The organism is Mesorhizobium sp. B2-4-2, from assembly GCF_006442845.1.
In the GTDB taxonomy this organism is placed as follows: Bacteria; Pseudomonadota; Alphaproteobacteria; order Rhizobiales; family Rhizobiaceae; genus Mesorhizobium.
The window spans coordinates 1-21,138 of sequence record NZ_VFVM01000002.1 but is presented as its reverse complement, the minus strand read 5'-3'; the positions used below and the strand labels follow the sequence as shown (position 1 = coordinate 21,138).

Annotated in this window: 20 protein-coding genes and 1 pseudogene; 17 read left to right on the top strand and 4 right to left on the bottom strand. The window is 64.1% G+C overall.

The features are described from left to right. Positions 1 to 15 precede the first annotated feature (15 nt). The 3 genes from FJ942_RS03750 to FJ942_RS03740 all read right to left on the bottom strand — a co-directional run bounded on the left by FJ942_RS03750 (position 16) and on the right by FJ942_RS03740 (position 2,058). Entirely contained in the window at positions 16 to 558 is a 543-nt protein-coding gene (locus FJ942_RS03750; RefSeq protein WP_140816805.1) for a copper chaperone PCu(A)C, read from the bottom strand. A 102-nt stretch (positions 559 to 660) separates the two neighbouring features. Continuing rightward, on the bottom strand, positions 661 to 1,017 hold the full coding sequence (locus tag FJ942_RS03745) for a DUF2946 family protein (RefSeq protein ID WP_140549462.1): 357 nt from the start codon (positions 1,015 to 1,017) through the stop codon (positions 661 to 663). A 138-nt stretch (positions 1,018 to 1,155) separates the two neighbouring features. Beyond that, complete coding sequence (locus tag FJ942_RS03740; protein ID WP_140513783.1) at positions 1,156 to 2,058, bottom strand: GntR family transcriptional regulator; 903 nt, start codon at positions 2,056 to 2,058, stop codon at positions 1,156 to 1,158. A 253-nt stretch (positions 2,059 to 2,311) separates the two neighbouring features. Between FJ942_RS03740 and FJ942_RS03735 the strand changes: the two genes are divergently transcribed. From FJ942_RS03735 to FJ942_RS03710, 6 genes are all read left to right on the top strand, one after another. Then, positions 2,312 to 3,817 (top strand): altronate dehydratase family protein, encoded by a 1,506-nt coding sequence (locus tag FJ942_RS03735; protein WP_140584124.1) that lies wholly within the window; start codon positions 2,312 to 2,314, stop codon positions 3,815 to 3,817. 112 nt (positions 3,818 to 3,929) lie between these two features. Further along, a complete protein-coding gene (locus FJ942_RS03730) occupies positions 3,930 to 4,928 on the top strand; it encodes an aldo/keto reductase (RefSeq protein WP_140522562.1) in 999 nt (332 codons plus the stop codon). 336 nt (positions 4,929 to 5,264) lie between these two features. Next, on the top strand, positions 5,265 to 6,260 hold the full coding sequence (locus tag FJ942_RS03725) for an ABC transporter substrate-binding protein (protein ID WP_140513786.1): 996 nt from the start codon (positions 5,265 to 5,267) through the stop codon (positions 6,258 to 6,260). 62 nt (positions 6,261 to 6,322) lie between these two features. After that, positions 6,323 to 7,876, top strand: coding sequence for a sugar ABC transporter ATP-binding protein (locus tag FJ942_RS03720; protein ID WP_140657254.1), 1,554 nt, complete (start codon positions 6,323 to 6,325; stop codon positions 7,874 to 7,876). After that, positions 7,873 to 8,841, top strand: coding sequence for an ABC transporter permease (locus FJ942_RS03715; RefSeq protein ID WP_140500307.1), 969 nt, complete (start codon positions 7,873 to 7,875; stop codon positions 8,839 to 8,841). Before FJ942_RS03720 ends, FJ942_RS03715 begins: the two co-directional genes overlap by 4 nt. A gap of 61 nt (positions 8,842 to 8,902) precedes the next feature. After that, positions 8,903 to 9,922, top strand: coding sequence for a zinc-binding alcohol dehydrogenase family protein (locus FJ942_RS03710; RefSeq protein ID WP_140897238.1), 1,020 nt, complete (start codon positions 8,903 to 8,905; stop codon positions 9,920 to 9,922). A gap of 123 nt (positions 9,923 to 10,045) precedes the next feature. Here the strand turns inward: FJ942_RS03710 and phnF are convergent, their stop codons facing one another. Then, entirely contained in the window at positions 10,046 to 10,795 is a 750-nt protein-coding gene (gene phnF / locus FJ942_RS03705; RefSeq protein WP_140897237.1) for a phosphonate metabolism transcriptional regulator PhnF, read from the bottom strand. A gap of 116 nt (positions 10,796 to 10,911) precedes the next feature. Here phnF and phnG point away from each other — a divergent pair, with 116 nt between their 5' ends. From phnG to phnE (FJ942_RS03650), 11 genes and pseudogenes are all read left to right on the top strand, one after another. Continuing rightward, positions 10,912 to 11,373, top strand: a complete 462-nt coding sequence (gene phnG / locus FJ942_RS03700; protein ID WP_140566022.1) for a phosphonate C-P lyase system protein PhnG — start codon at positions 10,912 to 10,914, stop codon at positions 11,371 to 11,373. Beyond that, positions 11,373 to 11,984, top strand: a complete 612-nt coding sequence (gene phnH, locus FJ942_RS03695; RefSeq protein WP_140500314.1) for a phosphonate C-P lyase system protein PhnH — start codon at positions 11,373 to 11,375, stop codon at positions 11,982 to 11,984. Before phnG ends, phnH begins: the two co-directional genes overlap by 1 nt. Before the next feature lies 1 nt (position 11,985). Further along, complete coding sequence (locus tag FJ942_RS03690) at positions 11,986 to 13,098, top strand: carbon-phosphorus lyase complex subunit PhnI (protein WP_140522570.1); 1,113 nt, start codon at positions 11,986 to 11,988, stop codon at positions 13,096 to 13,098. After that, positions 13,095 to 13,934 (top strand): annotated as a pseudogene (locus FJ942_RS03685) (alpha-D-ribose 1-methylphosphonate 5-phosphate C-P-lyase PhnJ); the annotation flags it as partial. The gene FJ942_RS03690 and the pseudogene FJ942_RS03685, both read left to right, overlap by 4 nt. Before the next feature lie 128 nt (positions 13,935 to 14,062). Continuing rightward, a complete protein-coding gene (gene phnK / locus FJ942_RS03680; protein WP_056577906.1) occupies positions 14,063 to 14,839 on the top strand; it encodes a phosphonate C-P lyase system protein PhnK in 777 nt (258 codons plus the stop codon). 65 nt (positions 14,840 to 14,904) lie between these two features. Next, positions 14,905 to 15,612 (top strand): phosphonate C-P lyase system protein PhnL, encoded by a 708-nt coding sequence (phnL, locus tag FJ942_RS03675; RefSeq protein WP_140566017.1) that lies wholly within the window; start codon positions 14,905 to 14,907, stop codon positions 15,610 to 15,612. After that, positions 15,609 to 16,226, top strand: a complete 618-nt coding sequence (locus FJ942_RS03670; protein ID WP_140522574.1) for a DapH/DapD/GlmU-related protein — start codon at positions 15,609 to 15,611, stop codon at positions 16,224 to 16,226. Before phnL ends, FJ942_RS03670 begins: the two co-directional genes overlap by 4 nt. 261 nt (positions 16,227 to 16,487) lie before the next feature. Continuing rightward, positions 16,488 to 17,336: a phosphonate ABC transporter ATP-binding protein gene (gene phnC / locus FJ942_RS03665; RefSeq protein WP_140500368.1), complete on the top strand. Its 849-nt coding sequence runs from the start codon at positions 16,488 to 16,490 to the stop codon at positions 17,334 to 17,336. A 91-nt stretch (positions 17,337 to 17,427) separates the two neighbouring features. After that, entirely contained in the window at positions 17,428 to 18,336 is a 909-nt protein-coding gene (gene phnD, locus FJ942_RS03660) for a phosphonate ABC transporter substrate-binding protein (protein WP_140500369.1), read from the top strand. 58 nt (positions 18,337 to 18,394) lie between these two features. Further along, entirely contained in the window at positions 18,395 to 19,351 is a 957-nt protein-coding gene (gene phnE / locus FJ942_RS03655; protein ID WP_140558348.1) for a phosphonate ABC transporter, permease protein PhnE, read from the top strand. A gap of 2 nt (positions 19,352 to 19,353) precedes the next feature. Then, positions 19,354 to 20,712: a phosphonate ABC transporter, permease protein PhnE gene (gene phnE, locus FJ942_RS03650; protein WP_140513797.1), complete on the top strand. Its 1,359-nt coding sequence runs from the start codon at positions 19,354 to 19,356 to the stop codon at positions 20,710 to 20,712. Positions 20,713 to 21,138: the final 426 nt, after the last annotated feature.

Sequence of the window (21,138 nt, the reverse complement as noted above, 5' to 3'; positions counted from 1 at the left end):
TTGTGGATGGCGCGGTCAATTGGCGTGGTCGTCCATGCCACCGCCCATGCCTTCGACAGCGAACTCGACGTTGACGGCGCCAGCCTTTTCGAAGGTCAGCGTGGCTGCGAATTCTTCGCCCTGCTTGGGTTGCCGCTTCAGGCCTATGAACATCAGGTGATAGCCGCCGGGTGCTAGCGCCACCTTGCCGCCGGCCGGGATTTCCAGGCCGCCCGTCACCGGCCGCATGGTCATGACGCCGTCCTTGACGCCCATTTCATGCAGCTCTGCTTTTTCGGAGACGTCGGAGGAAATCGACAGCAGCCGGTCGGGTGCATTGCCCTTGTTGGTGATGGTGAAATAGCCGCCGGCCACCTTGGCGCCTGTGGGTGTCGCGCGCGACCAGGGATGCTCGATCTCGAGATCGCCGGCCTTGAATTCATGCGCGCAGACGGCCTGGGCACCGAAGAACAAGAGCACAAACGCCAGCACGGCAAGGCCGACACGTTCATTGAAACGGCGCGGGAATTTGGTGCGGCCGCCCGAAGGAGGCGCCGCGATATGAAAAGCTTGGGACATGGTTTGCTCCATGAATAGGGGATCGCGCCGTTGGCCGGTCGCGAACGATTCGTTATTTGGATGAAAGCACCGGCGGAAGGTTCCGCCGGGCGTACAGCAGGCTCAGGCCGAAAGCGGCGGCGCGCGCGGATTCGACGGCGAGCGTTGGCGCGCGAAATCGAGATGCGTGGCCGCCGGAAAGATGAAAACGACGGCTTCGAACGAAAGCGAGGCCAGCGCAAGCCCGGCATCGGGTGGCGGCGCAAAGGCCGCTGAAACCATGCTGCAGCCCAGCATGCAGCATGCCGGCAGATGCGACGGATGCGGGCCGCCATCGGGAAGCTGGGCAGTGCCCTCGTGGGTGCAGATGACGTTGCCGAAGGCGTCGATTTGCGAGGCGGCCGGTCCGGTGGCGAAGGCGAATGCGCTCAGCGTCGACTGAAGCAGCAGCAGGTAGGCCGCGACAAGCGCGACCGGAATGCTCCACCGTCTCCCCTTTTTGGTCAAATGACTTGCCTGTTCAAACCATCTGCATCTTCAAGCGATCACCGGAAGATGTCTACCACGGCAGCAAGAGACGGAAAATCGGCAAATCGGTGCTGCGGCAACGCGGCGCGATCAGGGCCTCTGTGGGTGCCGGCTCTCGGGGATCGAGGTCAGCAGCGTCTGGCGCGCCGACTTCAAATGCTTGCGGCAGGCGGCATCGACCTTGCCCAGGTCGCGTGATTTGAGCGCCGCGATATAAGCCAGATGCTCGCCGATCGCGATTTCGTTGCGCTCGCGCTCCTGCGCCTTGTTCCACTGGTAGTGGTAATGGAAGATCATGGCGATGACATCATAGAAATCGACGATGAAGCGGTTGTGCGAGGCGCGGTGGATCAGCCGATGGAAGCGCTCGTCGAGCTCCGAGAACTCGTTGAAGCGCGTGGCGATGTCACGGGCGAGGCCGCGGTGTTCCTCTTCGAGATTGTCGAGATCGACCCACACCGCGCTGTCCTGCGGCAGTGCGGTGAACGCCGATGCCGAGCGCAGCTCGAACATCTCGCGGATTTCCGTCAACTCCAGCGCGAAGGCGCGGGTGAAACCCTTCAGCACCCAATGGCTGTTACGGCGCTTCTCGATCAGGCCGAAGCGGGAGAAGCGGATCAGGAACTCGCGCACGCTGGTGGTGCCGACGCCGATCTCGCGCGCCAGTTCGAGCTCGTTGATCTGCATGCCGGCCTCGGCGCCGCCGGCGAGCAGCCTGCGCATGAACGACCGCTCGATGATCTCGGCCAGCGTGTCGGTCTCTTCCTCGGGAAAGAAATCATCGGGGCGCGTTTCGCGCAGCACCGTCTTGGCGCGCTTGTTCCAGGCGATCAGTCCGGTTTCTTCCATGCGCCCAAGGATGCTGCGCACCGTGGTGCGGCTGACGCCGAGCAGCGTACCCAGTTCCGGTTCCGAAGGCAGGCTGCGCGTCTCGTCGAGCAGCCTGAGGCACCTGTTATAGGCATCCTTGTAAACGTTGTTGCTCTTCGACATGCCCTGACCCATCGCTGGCCGGCGCTTGCGGCGGCCGGCTTGAAGCGCAAATATGACGTTCCTATCGCCCTCGAAAGCGGAATCGCTTTGCCGAGGGGCTCGCTTACCGGTTGCAGCGCCGCTACTCATCCAGGCGCACAGGAACTGCCGGAAAAAACAATTGACGTAAAACTGTTTTTTCACGATAAAAGACATTAACTCTTAACAAGCGCGTGTCAATCCGCGCCTCCCAGGATCACCCCAGGAAACGCCCGTGAACGCCTCCAACTCAATTCTTCTGTCCCCAGCCGACAATGTCGCGGTCGCCAATGGCCGCATCGAGACCGGCACCGCGCTGCCCGGCGGAGCGCTTGCCGCCGCTATCATCGAGCCCGGCCACAAGGTGGCGATCAAGCCGATTCCCGCCGGGTCCGCCGTGGTCAAATATGCCCAGGCAATCGGCCGCGCCACGCAGGACATCGCGCCCGGCGAACATGTCCATTCGCACAATCTGGTGTTTGAGGCCGGCCGCCTGCCGGTGGTGCCGCCAAGCGAGGCCGAACATGCGACCGAGGCTGACCGCGCCCGCACCTTCATGGGTTATCGCCGCGCCGACGGCCGCGCCGGCACGCGCAACTTCATCGGCATCATCGCCAGCGTCAACTGTTCGGCGACCGTCTGCCACGCCATCGCCGACGCGGCCAACCGCACGCTGCTGCCAAAATATCCCGGCATCGACGGCTTCGTCCCGATCGTCCACGGCCAGGGCTGCGGCATGAGCGCCACCGGCGACGGCATGATGGTGCTGCACCGCACATTGGCCGGCTATGCCCGCCATCCCAATTTCGGCGGCGTGCTGATGGTTGGGCTCGGCTGCGAGGTCAACCAGCTCACGCTGTACGGCCAGAAGGGTGCGGCCGCCGGTAAACGCCATTTCAACATCCAGGATGCCGGCGGGTCGCGCAAATCGGTCGAAAAGGCGATGGGCGTGCTGGCCGAGATCGCCGAGGAAGTCGGCCAGCTCAAGCGCGAACCCATCCCGGTAAGCGAAATCGTCGTCGGCCTGCAATGCGGCGGCTCCGACGGCATGTCGGGCATCACAGCCAATCCTGCTCTAGGTGCCGCGGTCGATATCCTCGCCGGCGTCGGCGGCATCGGTATTCTCTCCGAGACGACGGAAATCTACGGCGCCGAACATCTGCTCGCCTATCGCGCCGCGACGCCCGAGATCGCCAAGAAACTCGACGGCTACGTCAAGTGGTGGGAGGACCACGTCGCCAAGCACGGCGCCTCGATCGACAACAACCCCTCGCCCGGCAACAAGCGCGGCGGCCTCACCACCATCCTGGAGAAATCGCTGGGCGCGGTCGCCAAGGGCGGCCAGACGCCGCTCAACGGCGTCTTCGGCTATGCCGAAAAGGTCACCGGCAGCGGGCTGGTGTTCATGGATACGCCCGGCTATGACCCGGTTTCCGCCACCGGCCAGGTGGCGGGCGGCGCCAACATCATCGTCTTCACCACCGGCCGCGGCTCCTGCTTCGGCTGCCGGCCGACGCCGTCGATCAAGGTCGCCACCAACTCGACCATGTATCATCAGATGGAAGAGGACATGGACGTCAATTGCGGCGTCATCGCCTCCGGCGAGAAGACCATCGCCGGCATGGGCCGCGAGATCTTCGAACTGATCGTCGAGACGGCCTCCGGTCGCAAGACCAAGAGCGAGGATTTCGGCTACGGCGACAACGAGTTCGTGCCCTGGCATCTCGGCGCGACGCTCTAACTCTTTGAAGTCGCGCAGTCCGGAAAGTGGCCGCGAACTTTCCTGGAATGCTGCGGCTTGAGGTCTTGGAATCTGCCGCGCCGGATAATGGCGGGCAACGGGGAGGTTGTGCATGGAAAAACGCCGCATCGGCCAGACGGCGCTCGAGGTCACCGAAGTAAGCTTCGGCGGTGCCGCGATCGGCGGGCTCTACCGCGCCTGTTCGCGCGAGGCGGCGATGGAAACGTTGCAAGGCGCGTGGGAGGCGGGCCTGCGCTATTTCGACACCGCGCCCTTCTATGGTTTCGGCCTGTCGGAGCGGCGTTTCGGCGACTTCCTGCGCTATAAGCCGCGCGATTCCTATGTGCTGTCGACCAAGGTCGGGCGCCTGTTCCGGCCCGTTCCGGAGGATCAGGTTCCCGATCACTCCTATGTCGATCCGCTGCCCTTCGCGCTCGACTACGACTATTCCTATGACGGCATCATGCGCTCGGTCGACTTCAGCTATGCGCGGCTTGGTCTAAACAGGATAGACATCCTGTTTGTGCACGACATCGGCGTGTACACGCATGGCGTCGAGAAGACCAAAATGCACTTTCGCCAGTTGATGGACGGTGGGCTCAAGGCGCTCGAAGAACTGAAAAACTCCGGCGTCATTTCCGCCTACGGGCTCGGCGTCAACGAAGTCCGGATATGTCTCGACGTGATGCGTCGCGCGCCGCTCGATTGTATCCTGCTCGCCAGCCGCTATTCCTTGCTCGATCGCAGCGCCGAAGCCGAACTTTTGCCGCTCTGCCGCGCCCGACAGACTTCGCTGGTCATCGGCGGTGTGTTCAACTCCGGCATATTGGCGACCGGACCGGTGCAGGGCGCCCATTTCGACTACAAGCCCGCCAGCGGTGACGTGCTCGACCGCGTCGGCGCGATGGAGCGGATCGCCGCCGAAGGTGGTTACCCGCTCGCCGCCGCCGCGTTCCAGTTCCCCCTCCAGGAATCCTCGGTCGCCACCGTGCTGACCGGCACCGCCAAGCTGGCGAACCTGACCCGCAATCTCGAACTGCTTGATGTCGACGTGCCTCAGGCGGACTACGCCAGATACCGCCCCTACACCGTAGTGCAGGAATTGGCATGAAGTGCCCGATCCGCCCGGGCGAAGGCGTGCGATCGCGGGGCTTCACGATCCCGCGAACCGAAGAAGGAACGGGCATTCTATGTTGACTAATTTATGGAATTAATATTCCATACGTTAGTCACGCGAAACGGAAGCGTCGGGCAGCGTGGGGAGAGCAAGGCGCCAGTGCGGTCATGACCGCCGTGCCCCGAGGATGGCATAAACACCGCTTGCATCGACCGGATCGATGCACTATCAAAATGCTGCAACTGTTTTTTATTGATAAAGTTCTGTTTGGCTACGCCTATCCGAACCGAGCTTCCGTATCGTTCACCGGGCGACCTAGGGAGGAATTCCATGAAATTCGTGACCAGCATTCTCAATCGCCGCGCAGTCATGGCGCTGGCGGCCGCGTCGATGCTTGCCGGCGTCATGCACTCGGCGCCGGTTTCGGCGGCGGACGTGACCATTCCGATCATCGTCAAGGATACCACGTCCTTCTACTGGCAGATCGTTCTGGCCGGGGCCCGCAAGGCCGGCAAGGATCTCGGCGTCAACGTGCCGGAGCTCGGCGCCCAGGCAGAAACTGACGTCAACGGCCAGATCTCGATCCTCGAAAACGCCGTCGCCAGCAATCCGGCGGCGATCGTCATCTCGCCGACCGAGTTCAAGGCGCTCGGCAAGCCGATCGACGAAGCCGCCGCCAAGGTCAAGGTTATCGGCATCGATTCCGGCGCCGACTCCAAGGCCTTCACCTCCTTCCTGACCACCGACAACGTCCAGGGCGGCCGCGTTGCCGCTGACGGCCTCGCAGCGGCCATCGGCGAAGCCAATGGCGGCAAGATCGAGGGCGACGTTGCCCTGATCACCAACACGCCTGGTGCCGGCTCGCTCGAACAGCGCAAGCAGGGCTTCATCGAACAGCTCAAGGCGAAGTATCCAGGCCTGAAGCTGGTCGCCGACAAATATGCCGACGGCCAGGCCACCACCGGCCTCAATATCGCCACCGACCTGATCACGGCCAATCCGAACCTCAAGGGAATTTTCGCTTCCAACCTGATCATGGCGCAGGGCGTCGGGCAGGCTGTCGCCGAAAACAGCCTCGGCGGCAAGCTGGCGCTGGTCGGCTTCGACAGCGACGAGAAGCTGATCAAGTTCCTCAACGACGGCGTCATTTCCGCCCTCGTCGTCCAGGATCCCTACCGGATGGGCTATGACGGCATCAAGACCGCACTTGCCGCCTCCAAGGGCGAAAAGGTCGAGACCAATGTCGACACCGGCGCCAACCTGGTCACCAAGGCCAACATGAAGGATCCCAAGATCGACGCGCTGCTCAACCCGAAGCTCAACTGAGCATCGGCACGCGCAACTGTTTCCGGGGCCTCTGCGCCCCGGAAACAACAGGGAGGATTGCCATGACGCCGACCGCGCAGGAACTGCATCCGGCCCCCGTGCTGGAGCCCGGTAGGACCATCCTCGAGCTGCAGGGTCTGGAAAAGCGCTATCCCGGCACGCATGCGCTGAAGCCTGTGACCCTGGCCTTCAAGGCGGGAGAGATCCACGCCATCGTCGGCGAGAACGGTGCCGGCAAGTCGACCCTGATCAAACTTCTGACCGGCGTCATCCCGCGCACCTCCGGAGAGGTTGTGTGGGAAGGCAAGCCGGCTGCCCTGGCGACGCCGCACGAAGCCATGGCGCTCGGCATCAACGCCGTGCACCAGGAAGTCGTGCTCTGCCGGCACCTGACCGTCGCCGCCAACATGTTCCTCGGCGAGGAGAACTCGCGCTTCGGCATCCTCCAGCAACGAGCCATGGTCAGGGAAGCGCAGAAGATCATCGACGGTCTCGGCTTCGACCTGCCGGCGCATGTCGTGCTCGGCGATCTCACCATCGGCCAGCAGCAGCTGATCGCCGCCGCCCGCGCCACCGTGCGCGGCACCAAATTCCTGATTTTCGACGAGCCCACCGCGTACCTCACCCGCAAGGAGGCCGACCAGCTGTTCACGCTGATCCGCCGCCTGAAGGGTGAAGGCGTCACCATCATCTACATCAGCCATCGCATGGAGGAGGTGTTCGAGCTCGCCGACCGCGTCTCGGTGCTGCGTGACGGCACGCTGGTCGGCACCCGCAACATCGCCGAGACCAATGAGCCGGAGCTGGTCAAGCTGATGATCAACCGCTCGATCGAGCAGATCTATCACAAGGAGCATTTCACGCCGGGCGCCGTCATCGCCGAGGCGCGGAATCTGTCCGGCAAGGGTTTCGAGAATGTCTCTCTGTCGGTGCGCGCGGGCGAGATCGTCGGGCTCTACGGCCTGATCGGAGCCGGCCGCAGCGAATTCGTCACCACCCTCTACGGCCGCCACCGCAAATCGGCCGGCCAAGTGTTGTGGGAAGGCAAGGAGGTGCAGGTCAACTCCGAGCACGACGCCATCAAGCTCGGCATGGCGCTGGCACCGGAAAGCCGCCGCGACCAGGGCCTGTGCCTCAACCTGCCGGTCGCATTGAACCTCAATTTGCCGATCTACAAGCGCATATCGAAAAATCTGCTGATCTCGTCTGCGCAGGAGAAGGCCGAGGCGGACCGGCAGATCGCCGACCTCAGGATCAAGACGCCGACGCGCGGCGCGCTGGCCTCCAGCCTGTCCGGCGGCAACCAGCAGAAGATCGTCATCGGCAAGTGGCTGGCGCACGGCGCCAAACTGTTCATCTTCGACGAGCCGACGGTGGGCGTCGATGTCGGCACCAAGGCCGAGATCTACCGGCTGTTCAGTGTGCTGTTGTCCAAGGGCGCGGGCATCATCCTGATCTCGTCCTATCTGCCTGAGGTCTACGAACTGGCTGACACGCTGCATGTGTTCAGGCGCGGCAAGCTGGTGGCCACGCATGGTTTCCGCACCGCCGATCACGAGGACATTCTGAGCCAGGCCCTGGCCGAGAAACAAGAAAAGACGGGAGGACAGACATGAGCACCGAGGCGATCCCTGCCGAAAAGCCGAAGCGCAACTACAATGCCCTGTTCGGGCTGACGCTGCTTGGCCTGCTGCTTCTGATGTGGGTCATCCTGGCGGTCGCGACGCCGTCCTTCGCCTCGGCGCTCAACATCACCAACCTGCTGCGCCAGGGTTCCCTGATCGCCATCCTGGCCGTCGGCCAGACCTTCGTCATCATCACCGGCGGCATCGACCTTTCCGTCGGCGCCATCGTCGGCTTCGCCACCGTCATCGTCGCGCTGCTGATCAATGCCGGCTGGCCGGTCTGGATCGCGGTACTGGCGACGCTGCTGGTCGGAGTCGCCATTGGCCTGTTCCACGGTTTCGGCATCGTCAGGATGGGCCTGCCGCCCTTCATCATCACGCTGGCGACCATGACTTCGCTGCGCGGCATCGGTCTCCTGATGACCAATGGCAATTCGATATCGATCAACAGCGACGCGTTCCAGGCGTTTTCGCGCGGTTCGCTGCTGGGGATCCCCTATCTGTTCTGGATGGTGATCGTGGTTGCCCTGCCCTCCTACGTCTTCCTGCATCACACGCGATGGGGACGCTATCTCTTCTCCGTCGGCTCGAACGCGGAAGCCGCGCGCCTCTCCGGCGTCAACGTGCCGCGCACGATCTACATGGCCTATGTGCTGTCCGGCCTGTGCGCGGCCTTCGTCGGTGTGCTGCTCGCGTCCCGCATCGGCATCGGCAATCCGACGCAGGGCGACACCTACGAGCTGCAGGCCATCGCCTCGTCGGTGATCGGCGGCACGTCGCTATTCGGCGCCATCGGTTCGGTGCACGGGCCGCTGATCGGCTCGTTCATCCTCTCCACCATCAACAACGGCGCCAACCTGCTCAACGTCAACACGTTCTGGCAGCGCGTCATCACCGGCATGTTGATCATCGTCATCGTCTACTTCGACGGCCTGCGCCGCCGAGGTGGCAAGTAAAATCGATCGCCGGCCGGGTCGAAAATCGGCCGGCGATTCCATGAACCGACTGGATTGAAGCATGAAAGCCGTTGTCTGCCGTTCGCCCGGCGACCTTGTCGTGGAAGACCGTCCCGCGGCTGGCTCGCCGCCTCCCGGCTGGGCGCTGGTGGCGGTCAGCCATGTCGGCATCTGCGGCACCGACTACCACATCTTCGAGGGCAAGCATCCCTTCCTCGCCTACCCCCGCATCATGGGCCATGAAGTGTCGGGGACCATCGTCGAGGCGGGCGAAGGCGTTGGTCTTGCCACGGGCGAGCCGGTCATCATCAATCCCTATCTGGCGTGCGGCAAATGCATCGCCTGCCGGCACGGTAAACCCAATTGCTGTGTCCGGATCGAAGTGCTCGGCGTGCATCGCGACGGCGCCATGTGCGAACAGATCCTTGTCCCGGAACAAAACCTCTATCCAGCCAACGGCCTGTCGTTGGCCGATGCCGCGGCCGTCGAATTCCTGGCCATCGGCGCCCATGCGGTGCGGCGCTCGCGTGCCGATCCCGGCGCACGGACGCTCGTCATCGGCGCCGGACCGATCGGGCTCGGCACCGCCATCTTCGCCCGCATCGCCGGGCTCGACGTGACGCTGCTCGACATGATCAGCGAAAGGCTCGGCTTCGCCGCCAATGAACTCGGCTTCAAGACCCTCGACGGGTCGCGCGGCGCGGCATCCGATCTGGTCAGCGAAGCGACATCAGGCGAAGGCTTCGACGTGGTCTTCGACGCCACCGGCAACACCGGCTCGGTGCAGTCGGCCTTCGCTCATGTCGCGCATGGCGGGACATTGGTGCTGGTCAGCGTCGTCAAGGACGACATCGCCTTTTCCGACCCCGAATTCCACAAGCGCGAGATGACGCTTGTCGGCAGCCGCAATGCCTTGTGGGCCGATTTCGACCACGTCGCCGCTTCGATCCGCGATGGCGCGGTGCCGCTGGCCAAGCTCGTCACCCACCGCACCACGCTTGCCCACACGCCACGTGACCTCGCCCGCTGGGCGCATGAGAAATCCGGGCTGATCAAGGCCGTGATCGAGGTAGGGGCATAACATGGCAGGCCGTGAACCCGGCCCGAATTGACCACACCCCCGCGCAGGTCGACCCCCAAACGCCAAGCCGCTGACAAGTGCGCGCGACCGGGCTGGTCTGATTCCAGCGTTAGGCCGACACGCCTACAGCGCCGACAGTTTCAGCTCCACCCGCTCCGCCGGGAAGCGCGCCTCGGCGAATTGGATCGGCCGGCCGTCCGGCGTCATGTTGACGGCCACCGTGACCAGCACGATGCCGCCCGGCTGCAGATCGAGGTCGGCAAGCTCGGAAGCATCGGCGTGACGCGCCGACAGCACCGTCGATTGCCTGAGATAATCGTCTATGCCGAAACGCTTGAGCGATGCGGTGATCGACCCGGTCTCGGCCATGGCCACATCGATGCCGGCGAAGCGCCTGGCGTCGAACCAGCCGGAAGCGCGCGACACCGGCTTCCCATCGGCCTCGCCGCGCGTCTCCAGGCGAATCACATCCGATCCCCTGGCAACGCCCAGGGCTTCGGCGACGCGCCGGCTGGCGGGCTCGACCGATGAGGCCAGCAGCACGATATGCCGCTCCGACGCCTGGCCCTGCAAGCCGGTTGAAAATCGCGTGCGCGCGCCGATCGGATAGGACAGCCGCTTGCGCGACAGCACGAAAGTGCCGCGCCCCTGCTCGGCCCGCAGTACCCCGTCTTGCACGAGCGCCGCGATGGCGCTGCGCACCGTGTGACGGTTGACGCCATAGCGCTCGGCCAGCGCCACCTCCGGCGGCAGCGCGGCATTCTCGGCAAAATCGCCGGCAGCGATCGATTGCAGGATTCGGTCGGCGATCTGGCGCCACAACGAGACGCCGCTGCGCCGCTCGATACCGTCAGCTACGTGTTTTCCGTTCACGGTTTCGCCCCTGGCCGGCCCCTGTCACGCACCCGTCATGGACTCGCGTTAGGTAATGGGTATAATTCGTATGGTTGTCTATATCAATAGACAAATTAGAAGCAAGGATGTTGCTCATGCGAGGACAGGAAGCGCGCGACCAGGCCGAACGCAAGGCGGCCATGGCAACCCTGGCGCAGTCCAGCGGCGACGACATCGTTCGCCTCTGGAACGAATCCGGCCTGCCTGCCGAGGTCGAACTGCTGCGCGGTCCCGAGACCGGCCTGGTTACCATGCGCGGCCGCATCGGCGGCGGCGGCGCGCCGTTCAATGTCGGCGAGGCCACCGTGACCCGCGCCACAGTGCGCCTGCCGTCCGGACAGGTCGGCCATTGCTATGCGCTCGGCCGCGACAAGCAGAAGGCGAAGCTGGCGGCCATCGCCGACGCGCTGTGGCAGGACCCCGCCCACCGAGAGGCGGTCGAAACGGGCCTTCTCGCGCCGCTGCGGGCTGCCTTGACCACGGCACGAGAAAGGCGCCGCGCCGAAACGGCGGCAACGAAGGTGGATTTCTTCACCATGGTTCGCGGAGAAGATTGATGGATATCGCAGCGCAATCGATCGAGGGCGGGTTCGCCGATCCGGTGTTCAACGCCCAGACGGTGTTTCGCGCCGTCATGGACGCAATGGCGCGGCCGGGCAGCGTGCAACCCTTGCCGGCCCTGGCCCGCCCGCCGGCGCCGCTTTCGGCGACATCGGGCGCGGTTGCGCTGGCATTGTGCGACAATGACACGCCGCTCTGGCTCGACCCGGCCCTGCATGCCTCGGCAGCGGTCATGTCCTGGCTCGGCTTTCACAGCGGTGCGCCGCTGGCCAACACCCCGGCCGACGCGCATTTCGCGTTTGTGGCCTCGCCGGCCGAGATGATGGCGCTCGACGGTTTCTCGCAAGGCACGCAGGACTATCCCGACCGCTCGACCACATTGATCCTGCAGGTCGGCGATCTCACGTCAGGCACGCCGCTGCTGCTCGAAGGTCCTGGCATCGAGAAGACGGCGACGATCGCGCCGGCCCGCATGCCGCGTCATTTCATCGAGCAGTGGAAGCAGAACATCAACCGCTTTCCGCGCGGCGTCGACATCATCCTGGCGGCACATGACAGCCTCGCCTGCCTGCCGCGTACGACACGCATCAAGACGACGGAGGCCTAGCATGTATGTCGCGGTAAAAGGCGGCGAAGCTGCAATCGCCAACGCCCACAGCCTGCTCGCCGACCGTCGGCGCGGTGACCGCTCGGTACCGGCACTGCGCCTCGACCAGATCGTCGAACAGCTGGCGCTCGGCGTCGACCGGGTGATGAGCGAAGGCTCGCTTTACGATCGCGAACTCGCCGCACTCGCTATCGTGCAGGCGCGCGGCGACATGATCGAGGCGATCTTCCTGGTGCGGGCCTACCGCACCACGCTGCCGCGCTTTGGCTATACAAATGCCATCGACACCGCCACCATGCTGGTCGAACGCCGCGTTTCGGCGACCTACAAGGACCTGCCCGGCGGCCAGTTGCTTGGGCCCACCTTCGACTACACGCACCGGCTGCTCGATCCCGAGCTTGCCGCCGGCGCCGATGTCGCCGCGCCCTTGCGGCGCGAGACGGAAGCGCAGGCAATGCCGCGCGTCTCGGCGATCCTCGCTCGCGATGGGCTGATCGAGCCGGACGGAGACATGCCTCAGGACCATGTCCCCGGCGACATCACCCGCGAGCCGCTGGAGTTCCCGATGGCTCGCGACATCCGCCTGCAGGCGCTGTCGCGCGGCGACGAGGGGTTCCTGCTGGCGCTCGGCTATTCCACGCAGCGCGGCTATGCCCGCAACCATCCCTTCGTCGGCGAGATCCGCATCGGCGAGGTCGAGCTGGAGCTCGACGTGCCCGAACTGCCTTTCGCCGTGCCGCTCGGCACGGTGCGCGTCACCGAATGCCAGATGGTCAATCAGTTCAAGGGCTCGGCAAAGGCACCACCGCAATTCACCCGCGGCTATGGCCTGGTCTTCGGCCAGAGCGAGCGCAAGGCGATGGCCATGGCACTCTGCGACCGCGCTCTTCGTGCAAGCGAACTCGGCGAGGACATTGTCGCCGCCGCCCAGGACGAGGAATTCGTCATCTCGCACTCCGACAACGTCCAGGCGACCGGCTTCGTCGAACATCTGAAGCTGCCGCATTATGTCGACTTCCAGGCCGAACTCGACCTCGTGCGCCGCATGCGCGCCGAGTACGACGCTCGCGAAAATCCCAGCAAGATTGAAGAGAAGAAAGAGGCCGCGGAATGAGCGCGCAACCGACCGACATCGCCGCCTATAACTTCGCTTATCTCGACGAACAGACCAAGCGGATGATCCGCCGCGCGATCCTCAAGGGCATCGCCATTCCCGGCTATCAGGTGCCGTTCGCCTCGCGCGAAATGCCGATGCCCTATGGCTGGGGCACCGGCGGCGTCCAGGTTACCGCTTCGATCATCGGCCCCGACGATGTGCTGAAGGTCATCGACCAGGGCGCCGACGACACCACCAATGCGGTCTCGATCCGCGCCTTCTTCAAGAAGGTCGCCAATGTCGCGGTGACGACCGACACGGCCAGCGCCAGCATCATCCAGACCCGCCATCGCATTCCCGAACATCCGCTCGCCGCGGGCCAGGTGCTGGTCTATCAGGTGCCGATCCCCGAGCCCCTGCGCTTCCTCGAGCCGCGCGAGACCGAAACGCGCAAGATGCATGCGCTGGAGGAATACGGCCTCATGCATGTGAAGCTCTACGAGGACATCGCCAAGCACGGCCGCATCGCCACCACCTACGCCTATCCGGTGAAGGTTGAGGGCCGCTATGTGATGGACCCGTCGCCGACGCCGAAATTCGACAATCCCAAGATGCACCGCTCGCCGGCTTTGCAGCTGTTCGGCGCCGGCCGCGAGAAGCGCATCTATGCGCTGCCGCCCTTCACTGATGTGGTCAGCCTCGACTTCGAGGATCATCCGTTCGAGGTGCAGACCTTCGACCAGCCCTGCGCGCTATGCGGAGCCGAGAACGTCTATCTCGACGAGGTCATCCTCGATGATCACGGCGGCCACATGTTCGTCTGCTCCGACACCGACCACTGCGAGAAGCGGCGCAGCACCCCTACCTCCCCCTTGTGGGGAGGTCGCGCCGAAGGCGCGGGTGGGGGTAGCGACCCATCGGCAGCCCCCACCCCGGCGCTGCGCGCCGACCCTCCCCACAAGGGGGAGGGTAAGGAGATACAATGACCGACGAACCCTTGCTGCGCGTTTCGGCGCTCTCGAAATTCTACGGCTCGCGCGTCGGCTGCGACAACGTCACCTTCGATCTGTGGCCGGGCGAAGTCCTGGCTGTCGTGGGCGAATCCGGCTCCGGCAAGACGACATTGCTCAACTGCCTGTCGACGCGGCTGCTGCCCTCATCCGGCACCGCCAGCTACCGCATGCGCGACGGCCAGTTCCGCGAACTCTACCGCATGAGCGAGGCCGAGCGCCGCTTCCTGATGCGCACCGACTGGGGCTTTGTCCACCAGAATCCGGCCGACGGCTTGCGCATGACGGTGTCGGCCGGCGCCAATGTCGGCGAACGCTTGATGGCGGTGGGCGACCGCCACTACGGCAAGATCCGCGCCACCGCCGTCGACTGGCTGTCGCGCGTCGAGATCGAGGAAGATCGCATCGACGACGAGCCCCGCGCCTTTTCCGGCGGCATGCGCCAGCGCCTGCAGATTGCCCGCAACCTCGTCACCGGCCCGCGGCTGGTGTTCATGGATGAACCGACAGGCGGCCTCGACGTCTCGGTGCAGGCGCGCCTGCTCGATCTCTTGCGCGGCCTCGTCACCGATCTCGGCCTCGCCGCCATCGTCGTCACCCACGACCTCGCGGTGGCGCGGCTTTTGTCCCAGCGCATGATGGTGATGAAAGACGGCCGCGTCGTCGAAAGCGGCCTCACCGACCGTGTGCTCGACGACCCGCGCGCGCCGTACACGCAATTGCTTGTTTCCTCGATTCTGCAGGTTTGACGATGGCGCCAAGTCACCCCCCCTCTGTCCTGCCCGCAAACGAATAACGATTGGAGTACCTTCTGATGCCGACGCCTCTCGTTGTCTCCGATCTCGCCAAGAGCTTCACCATGCATCTGCGCGACGGCATCAAACTGCCTGTCGTCGCCGGTGTCTCCTTCTCGATCCGCGCCGGTGAATGCACCGTGCTCGGCGGCCCGTCCGGGGCCGGCAAGAGCTCGATCCTGAAGATGCTCTACGGCAATTACGCCGTCGACGAAGGCCAGATCATCGTCACGCACGAAGACGGGCTCATCGATCTCGCCAGCGCCAGCCCGCGCACCGTGCTTGCCGTGCGCCGCCAGACCATCGGCTATGTCAGCCAGTTCCTGCGCACCGTGCCCCGCGTATCGGCGCTCGACGTCGTCGCTGAGCCGCTGGTGGAGCGCGGCGAGGATCGCGAAGCAGCAAGAAGCAAGGCGCGCGCCCTGCTGGCGCAGCTTAATCTGCCGGAAAAACTCTGGGCATTGCCGCCGGCGACCTTCTCCGGCGGCGAGCAGCAGCGCGTCAACATCGCGCGCGGCTTCATCACCGGGCACCCGATCCTGCTGCTCGACGAGCCGACAGCTTCGCTCGATGCCAGGAACCGCGAGGTGGTGATCGAACTCATCGCCGCCAAGAAGGCGGCAGGCGTCGCCCTGCTCGGCATCTTCCACGACCATGATGTGCGCGAAGCGGTGGCCGACCGCATCATCGACGTCACCGCCTTCGCCCCGGGAAAGCTCGCCGCATGAGCAGGAAATTGTCGGAGACGCCGCTGGTCCACCCGACGGCGGATGTGGAGAATTCGACGCTTGGCCGGTGGACCGAAATCGCCGACCGCTGTCGGGTTTCGGAAAGCGAACTCGGCGACTATTCCTACATGATGCAGGACTGCGCCGTCTGGTGTGCGACGATCGGCAAATTCTCCAACATCGCGGCAAGCGTGCGCATCAACGCCACCAACCACCCGACCTGGCGACCGACGCTGCACCACTTCACCTACCGCGCATCGGACTATTGGGACGATGCCGAACACGAGAGCGAATTTTTCGCTGAGCGCCGCGCCAGGCGCGTCACAATCGGCCACGACACATGGCTTGGCCATGGCTCGACAGTCCTGCCCGGCATCACCGTCGGCGATGGCGCCGCCGTCGGCGCCGGAGCGGTGGTATCGAAGGATGTCGCTCCCTACACCATCGTCGCCGGCGTGCCGGCAAAGCCGGTCCGCGAGCGCTTCGACCGCCGCACCGCCGAGCGCTACCAGGCGCTGGCCTGGTGGGATTGGGACCATGCGAGGCTGCGCGCCGCACTCGACGATTTCCGTCAGCTCGAGGCCGAAGCTTTCCTGGAAAAATACGGTGGATGACGGTGGTGAATGGAATAGGGCTGCTCACTATTCGCATCCCTTACACAGAGTTCGGGCAGGGGGCTGTCTTCTCGAGCCGCCTGCCTTCCGCAGCTTCAGGGACATGGAAGCACTTCGAGGAACTGATTGGTCCTGGCCTGATCGCGCACGACACGGCTGTGGGTGGTAACAAAACTGACATCAATCCGACACCGCAGGTTCATGGCGCTGCGCTAGCGAGGGTCAACAGGACCTTCAACCGCGACTGGACGGGAACGCACCATGTCAGCCACGCTCGAAATCCGCGGCGTCACCCGACGATTTGGCAAGAACACCGCCGTTAACGATGTCAGCATCTCGATCCCGCAGGGTCAGATGGTCGGCGTCATCGGCCGTTCCGGCGCCGGCAAGTCGACCCTTCTGCGTATGATCAACCGCCTCATCGATCCCAGCCATGGATCGATTTTCTTCGACGGAGCCGAGGTCTCGCAATTGCGCGGTTCGCCGCTCAGGCGCTGGCAGCGCGACTGCGCCATGATCTTCCAGCAATTCAACCTTGTGCCGCGCCTCGACGTGCTGACCAATGTGCTGCTCGGCCGGCTGAACCATCGTCCGACCCTGTCGAACCTTTTCGGCATGTTCTCGCGAACCGAATGTGCGCAGGCGGTCGCGGCCCTCGAGCGGCTCGACATCGCCCGTACCGCGCTGCAGCCCGCCGGCACCTTGTCGGGCGGCCAGCAGCAGCGTGTCGCCATTGCCCGCGCCATGATGCAGCAGCCCCGGGTGATCCTGGCCGACGAACCGATCGCTTCGCTCGACCCGCTCAATGCCAAGGTGGTGATGGATTCGCTGCAGGACATCAATTTGCGCGAGGGCATCACCGTGGTCACCAACCTGCACACGCTGGACACCGCCCGCACCTATTGCAACCGCATCATCGGCATGGCCGCGGGCAAGGTCGTGTTCGACGGGCCGCCGGAGGAGCTTAACCGCGAGGCCGTCCGTCTCGTCTATGGCGCCGACAGCAATGGCGGCGAGATATCCGAGGCCATCACCTCGACCAGCGTTGCCTTCAAGCAAAAGATCGCCGCATCCGCCGGACCGCTCGAACCCGCATTCCCGGGTTACTGAGAGCGACCTGGATCGCCAGCCCGCGTCAGGGCACCCGTCAAAATCACCAACGCCGCCGGCGCGGGGCCGGAACCTACAGGAGAGAAATCAGATGTTCAGGAAAATGGTTTTCAGCGCCGTTTCGGTGCTTGCAATGGCCACCGGCGCGGCGCATGCCGCCGATATGAAGGAATTCCGCGTCGGCATCCTCGGCGGCGAGAACGAAACCGACCGGCTGCGCAACTACCAGTGCCTGGCCGATCACCTGAAGGCTGAATTCGGCTTCGAGAAGGTCTCGCTGTTCCCGGCCGCCGACTATGACGGCGTCATCCAGGGCCTGCTCGGCGGCACGCTCGACTTTGCCGAACTCGGCGCTTCCGGCTATGCCAGCGTCGTCCTCAAGGATCCCAAGGCGGTAACCCCGATCCTCACCACCCAGCAGACCGACGGCGCGACCGGCTACTATTCGATCGGCCTGGCGCTGAAGTCCTCCGGCATCACCGACATCAAGTCGGCCAAGGGCAAGAAGCTCGGTTACGCCGATCCGGATTCGACCTCCGGCTACCTGATCCCGCTGACGCAGATTCCGAAGGACACGGGCGCGTCGAACGAGACCTTCTTCGCCTCGACCCAGTTCAATGGCGGCCATGAGAACAATGTGCTCGCCGTGCGAGACGGCAAGGTCGACGTGGCCGTGGACGATTCCTCCGGCATCGGCGACTTCAAGGACGGCTACACCTCCGGCACCTTCCACAAGGAAGTCGCCAAGGGCGCCGTCGACCCCAACGACTTCGTCGAGGTCTGGCGCTCGGGCCTGATCCCGAACGGTCCGCTGGTCGTGCGCACGGCGCTCGGCGACGAGATGACGGCCAAGCTGGCGGCCTTCTTCACCGACCTGCCCAAGAAGGACAAGGCTTGCTTCGAAGGCGTCGAAGGCGGTGATTTTACCGGCTACGTTCCGGTGAAGGCGGATTTCTATAACGTCATCGTCGAAGCCCGTAAGGCAGCCATCGGCGGCTAAAGGCAGAAGTCAGGAAGGGCGGCGTCGAGAAAACGCCGCCCTTCTTGCATCTCCGACCATGACCCTTTCCCTGACAGCTCCTTCCGGCGCCACGCACCAGATGGCCGACGCCTGGCGTCGCCAGACCTCCTTGCGCCGGCTCTACACCGCCATCGGCGTCGGCCTGCTGTTGGTCGCACTCGGCGGCACCATGTGGTTCGCCGACGATGCCAATGCCGGACACTTCTTCGACCGGCTTCCGCACATACTGGATTTCCTGAGCTGGCTCGTTCCCAAGGACTGGAACGATGTCTGGCGGGCGCTGTTCGACATCGCCTCCCCGCATGACACCGGCACGCAGGAATTCAACTTTCCGCTCGGCCGCGCCTATGTCTGGGGCGGCTTCTACATCCCCGAATATTTCGAGCTGATGCTGACCACGCTTAACGTGGCGCTGGTCTCGACATCAATTGGTTTCGTCTTCGCCGTGCCGTTCTCCTTCATCGCGGCGCGCAACCTGACGCCGCATCCGCTGCTGCGGCTTGTCGTCAAGCGCTTCATGGAACTGCTGCGGGCTTTTCCCGAGATCGTCATCGCCGGCCTGTTCGCGGCCATCGTCTCGATAGGTCCGATCGCCGCCATCATCGCCATCGGTCTGCATTCGATCGGCGCGTTGGGCAAGCTGTTCTATGAGATCAACGAGAACATCGACATGCGCGCCGAGGAAGGCCTGCGGGCCGTCGGCGCCAACTGGTTCGAACGGGTACGCTTTGCCGGCCTGCCGCAGGTGCTGCCCAATTTCATGTCCTATACGCTGCTCAGGATCGAGATCAACGTGCGCATCTCCACCATCATGGGCGCGGTCGGCGGCGGCGGCATCGGCGAGGAGCTGAAGCTGTCGATCTCGCGCGGCTTCGGCGCCAAGACGATAGCCTTGGTGCTGCTCCTGTTCACGACCATCTTCATCGTCGACCAGTTCTCCGCCTGGCTGCGCCGCAAGCTGGTCGGCGAACAGGCCTTTGTGATGAGCGCCTGATCATGACCGCCGCCGAAATCCAGTCGATCGAGGAACGCTTCCCGCAAGTGTTCCGCCGGCCGTTCCACAAGCGTTTCGGGCCGCTGCTGCTGCTTGGCGGCATCTTGCTCTACCTGCTCTACGCGCTGTGGTTCTTCAATCTGCCGCAAGTGCTGCGGGAATCGCATTGGGAGCGGCTGCCGCTGTTCCTGACCCAGTGGATCAGTTACGACGTGCAGCCGATCTTCCGCCTCGACGAGCCGCAGATAACGGCCAAATACCCCCGCTTTTCTGTACTCGGCCCCAATCCCCACCCGGATTGGGTCAAGACCAACGCCGACGGTTCGGTGACGGTCCTGATCGACGGCACGGCGAAGTCGGTCACCTTCGACAAGGCACGAGCAACGATCGTCGCCGCTGGGACGAGCGTGGCGGTGGCGCTGGACAGCGGCAAGCCGCTGGTCTCGGGACCTGTTCCCGACTGGGTCACCGTGCATGAGGATGAGGTCGTCGCCGACATGGGCTTCGCCGGCGAGGTCCGCGTCGCCCCCGATCGCGTCAGGATCCGCAAGCGCTTTCTCGGCTGGGCGAACTTCGTCTTCGACACACGCTCGCCCTTCTTCGGAAAATCCGCCGGCGAGGTGGTGTCACTGATCACGTCGGGCCCCGAGCTGAAAGCGGGTACCTCCAATCTGGCGCTCGCCGGCAACAACATCTGGAACAATGCGCAGTGGCAGCATGGCGATGTCTGGACAAAGCTGTTGCAGACCATCGTCATGGCCTTTCTCGGCACCGCGCTCGGCGGCATCGTCGCCTTCCCGCTCGCCTTCTTCGCCGCCCGCAACATCACCCCCAACCGGCTGGTAAATCAGCTGCTCAAGCGCTTCTTCGACTTCATGCGCTCCATCGATATGCTGATCTGGGCACTGTTCTTCACGCGCGCCTTCGGACCGGGTCCGCTGGCCGGCAGCGCCGCGATCTTCTTCACCGAGATCGGCACGCTCGGCAAAACCTATTCCGAGGCGCTGGAGAACATCGATGACAAGCCGCGCGAAGGTGTTGTGTCGACAGGCGCCAACCGTCTTCTGGTGCAGCGCTACGGCGTACTGCCGGAAGTGGTGCCGGTGTTCATCAGCCAGACGCTCTATCAGTGGGAATCCAACACCAGGGGCGCAACCATTATCGGCGCCGTCGGCGCCGGCGGCATCGGTCTGAAACTGTGGGAAGCGATGCGCACCAATTCGAACTGGGCCAACGTCTTCTACATGGTGCTGCTGACGCTGGTCGTGGTCTTCATCTTCGACAACATTTCCAATTTCCTGCGCCGCAGGCTGAGCCGGACGATTCACGACTACAACAGGTTGCAGGCCGAGCAGGGCTAACCTTGTGACGCATAAGCACGGGCATCGTATGGTGCCGCGCCAAGGATCGACCCCCACTCCGTCGAGCTGCGCTCGACACCTCTCCCCCGATCGACGGGGGAGAGGAATGGCGCCAGGCCGTCCTGGCCGATCCTAGGCGGAGGCTTCTTTCTATCCCGAGCCACCGGGGCCCTTTCCTCTCCCTCCGGAGGGGGAAGAGGTGGCTCGGCGAAGCCGAGACGGAGTGGGGGAACCACCTGGCAACCGCCGCGAACGTATGGAAAATGGGCCAGGCGCAATCATCGTCTCGCCTTGCGCCAAGGGTCGCCGACGCAGGTCTTGTTCGCGTCACTATCGCCCGACCAAGGCACCTAGAGCATTTCCTATTTTGGGAGAATCGTAGGATTCCCAAAACCGGATGTTTGTGATTCAAGATGCTGGCTGGAT

Excerpts from the sequence above, each read along its gene's own strand:
- phnG (WP_140566022.1), top strand. The coding sequence starts at position 10,912 with ATGCGAGGACAGGAAGCGCGCGACCAGGCCGAACGCAAGGCGGCCATG.
- FJ942_RS03715 (WP_140500307.1), top strand. The coding sequence starts at position 7,873 with ATGAGCACCGAGGCGATCCCTGCCGAAAAGCCGAAGCGCAACTACAAT.
- FJ942_RS03750 (WP_140816805.1), bottom strand. The coding sequence starts at position 558 with ATGTCCCAAGCTTTTCATATCGCGGCGCCTCCTTCGGGCGGCCGCACC.
- phnE (WP_140513797.1), top strand. The coding sequence starts at position 19,354 with ATGACCGCCGCCGAAATCCAGTCGATCGAGGAACGCTTCCCGCAAGTG.
- FJ942_RS03710 (WP_140897238.1), top strand. The coding sequence starts at position 8,903 with ATGAAAGCCGTTGTCTGCCGTTCGCCCGGCGACCTTGTCGTGGAAGAC.
- phnH (WP_140500314.1), top strand. The coding sequence starts at position 11,373 with ATGGATATCGCAGCGCAATCGATCGAGGGCGGGTTCGCCGATCCGGTG.
- phnK (WP_056577906.1), top strand. The coding sequence starts at position 14,063 with ATGACCGACGAACCCTTGCTGCGCGTTTCGGCGCTCTCGAAATTCTAC.
- FJ942_RS03740 (WP_140513783.1), bottom strand. The coding sequence starts at position 2,058 with ATGTCGAAGAGCAACAACGTTTACAAGGATGCCTATAACAGGTGCCTC.
- phnL (WP_140566017.1), top strand. The coding sequence starts at position 14,905 with ATGCCGACGCCTCTCGTTGTCTCCGATCTCGCCAAGAGCTTCACCATG.
- phnD (WP_140500369.1), top strand. The coding sequence starts at position 17,428 with ATGTTCAGGAAAATGGTTTTCAGCGCCGTTTCGGTGCTTGCAATGGCC.
- FJ942_RS03720 (WP_140657254.1), top strand. The coding sequence starts at position 6,323 with ATGACGCCGACCGCGCAGGAACTGCATCCGGCCCCCGTGCTGGAGCCC.
- FJ942_RS03730 (WP_140522562.1), top strand. The coding sequence starts at position 3,930 with ATGGAAAAACGCCGCATCGGCCAGACGGCGCTCGAGGTCACCGAAGTA.
- phnE (WP_140558348.1), top strand. The coding sequence starts at position 18,395 with ATGACCCTTTCCCTGACAGCTCCTTCCGGCGCCACGCACCAGATGGCC.
- FJ942_RS03725 (WP_140513786.1), top strand. The coding sequence starts at position 5,265 with ATGAAATTCGTGACCAGCATTCTCAATCGCCGCGCAGTCATGGCGCTG.
- FJ942_RS03690 (WP_140522570.1), top strand. The coding sequence starts at position 11,986 with ATGTATGTCGCGGTAAAAGGCGGCGAAGCTGCAATCGCCAACGCCCAC.
- phnC (WP_140500368.1), top strand. The coding sequence starts at position 16,488 with ATGTCAGCCACGCTCGAAATCCGCGGCGTCACCCGACGATTTGGCAAG.
- FJ942_RS03670 (WP_140522574.1), top strand. The coding sequence starts at position 15,609 with ATGAGCAGGAAATTGTCGGAGACGCCGCTGGTCCACCCGACGGCGGAT.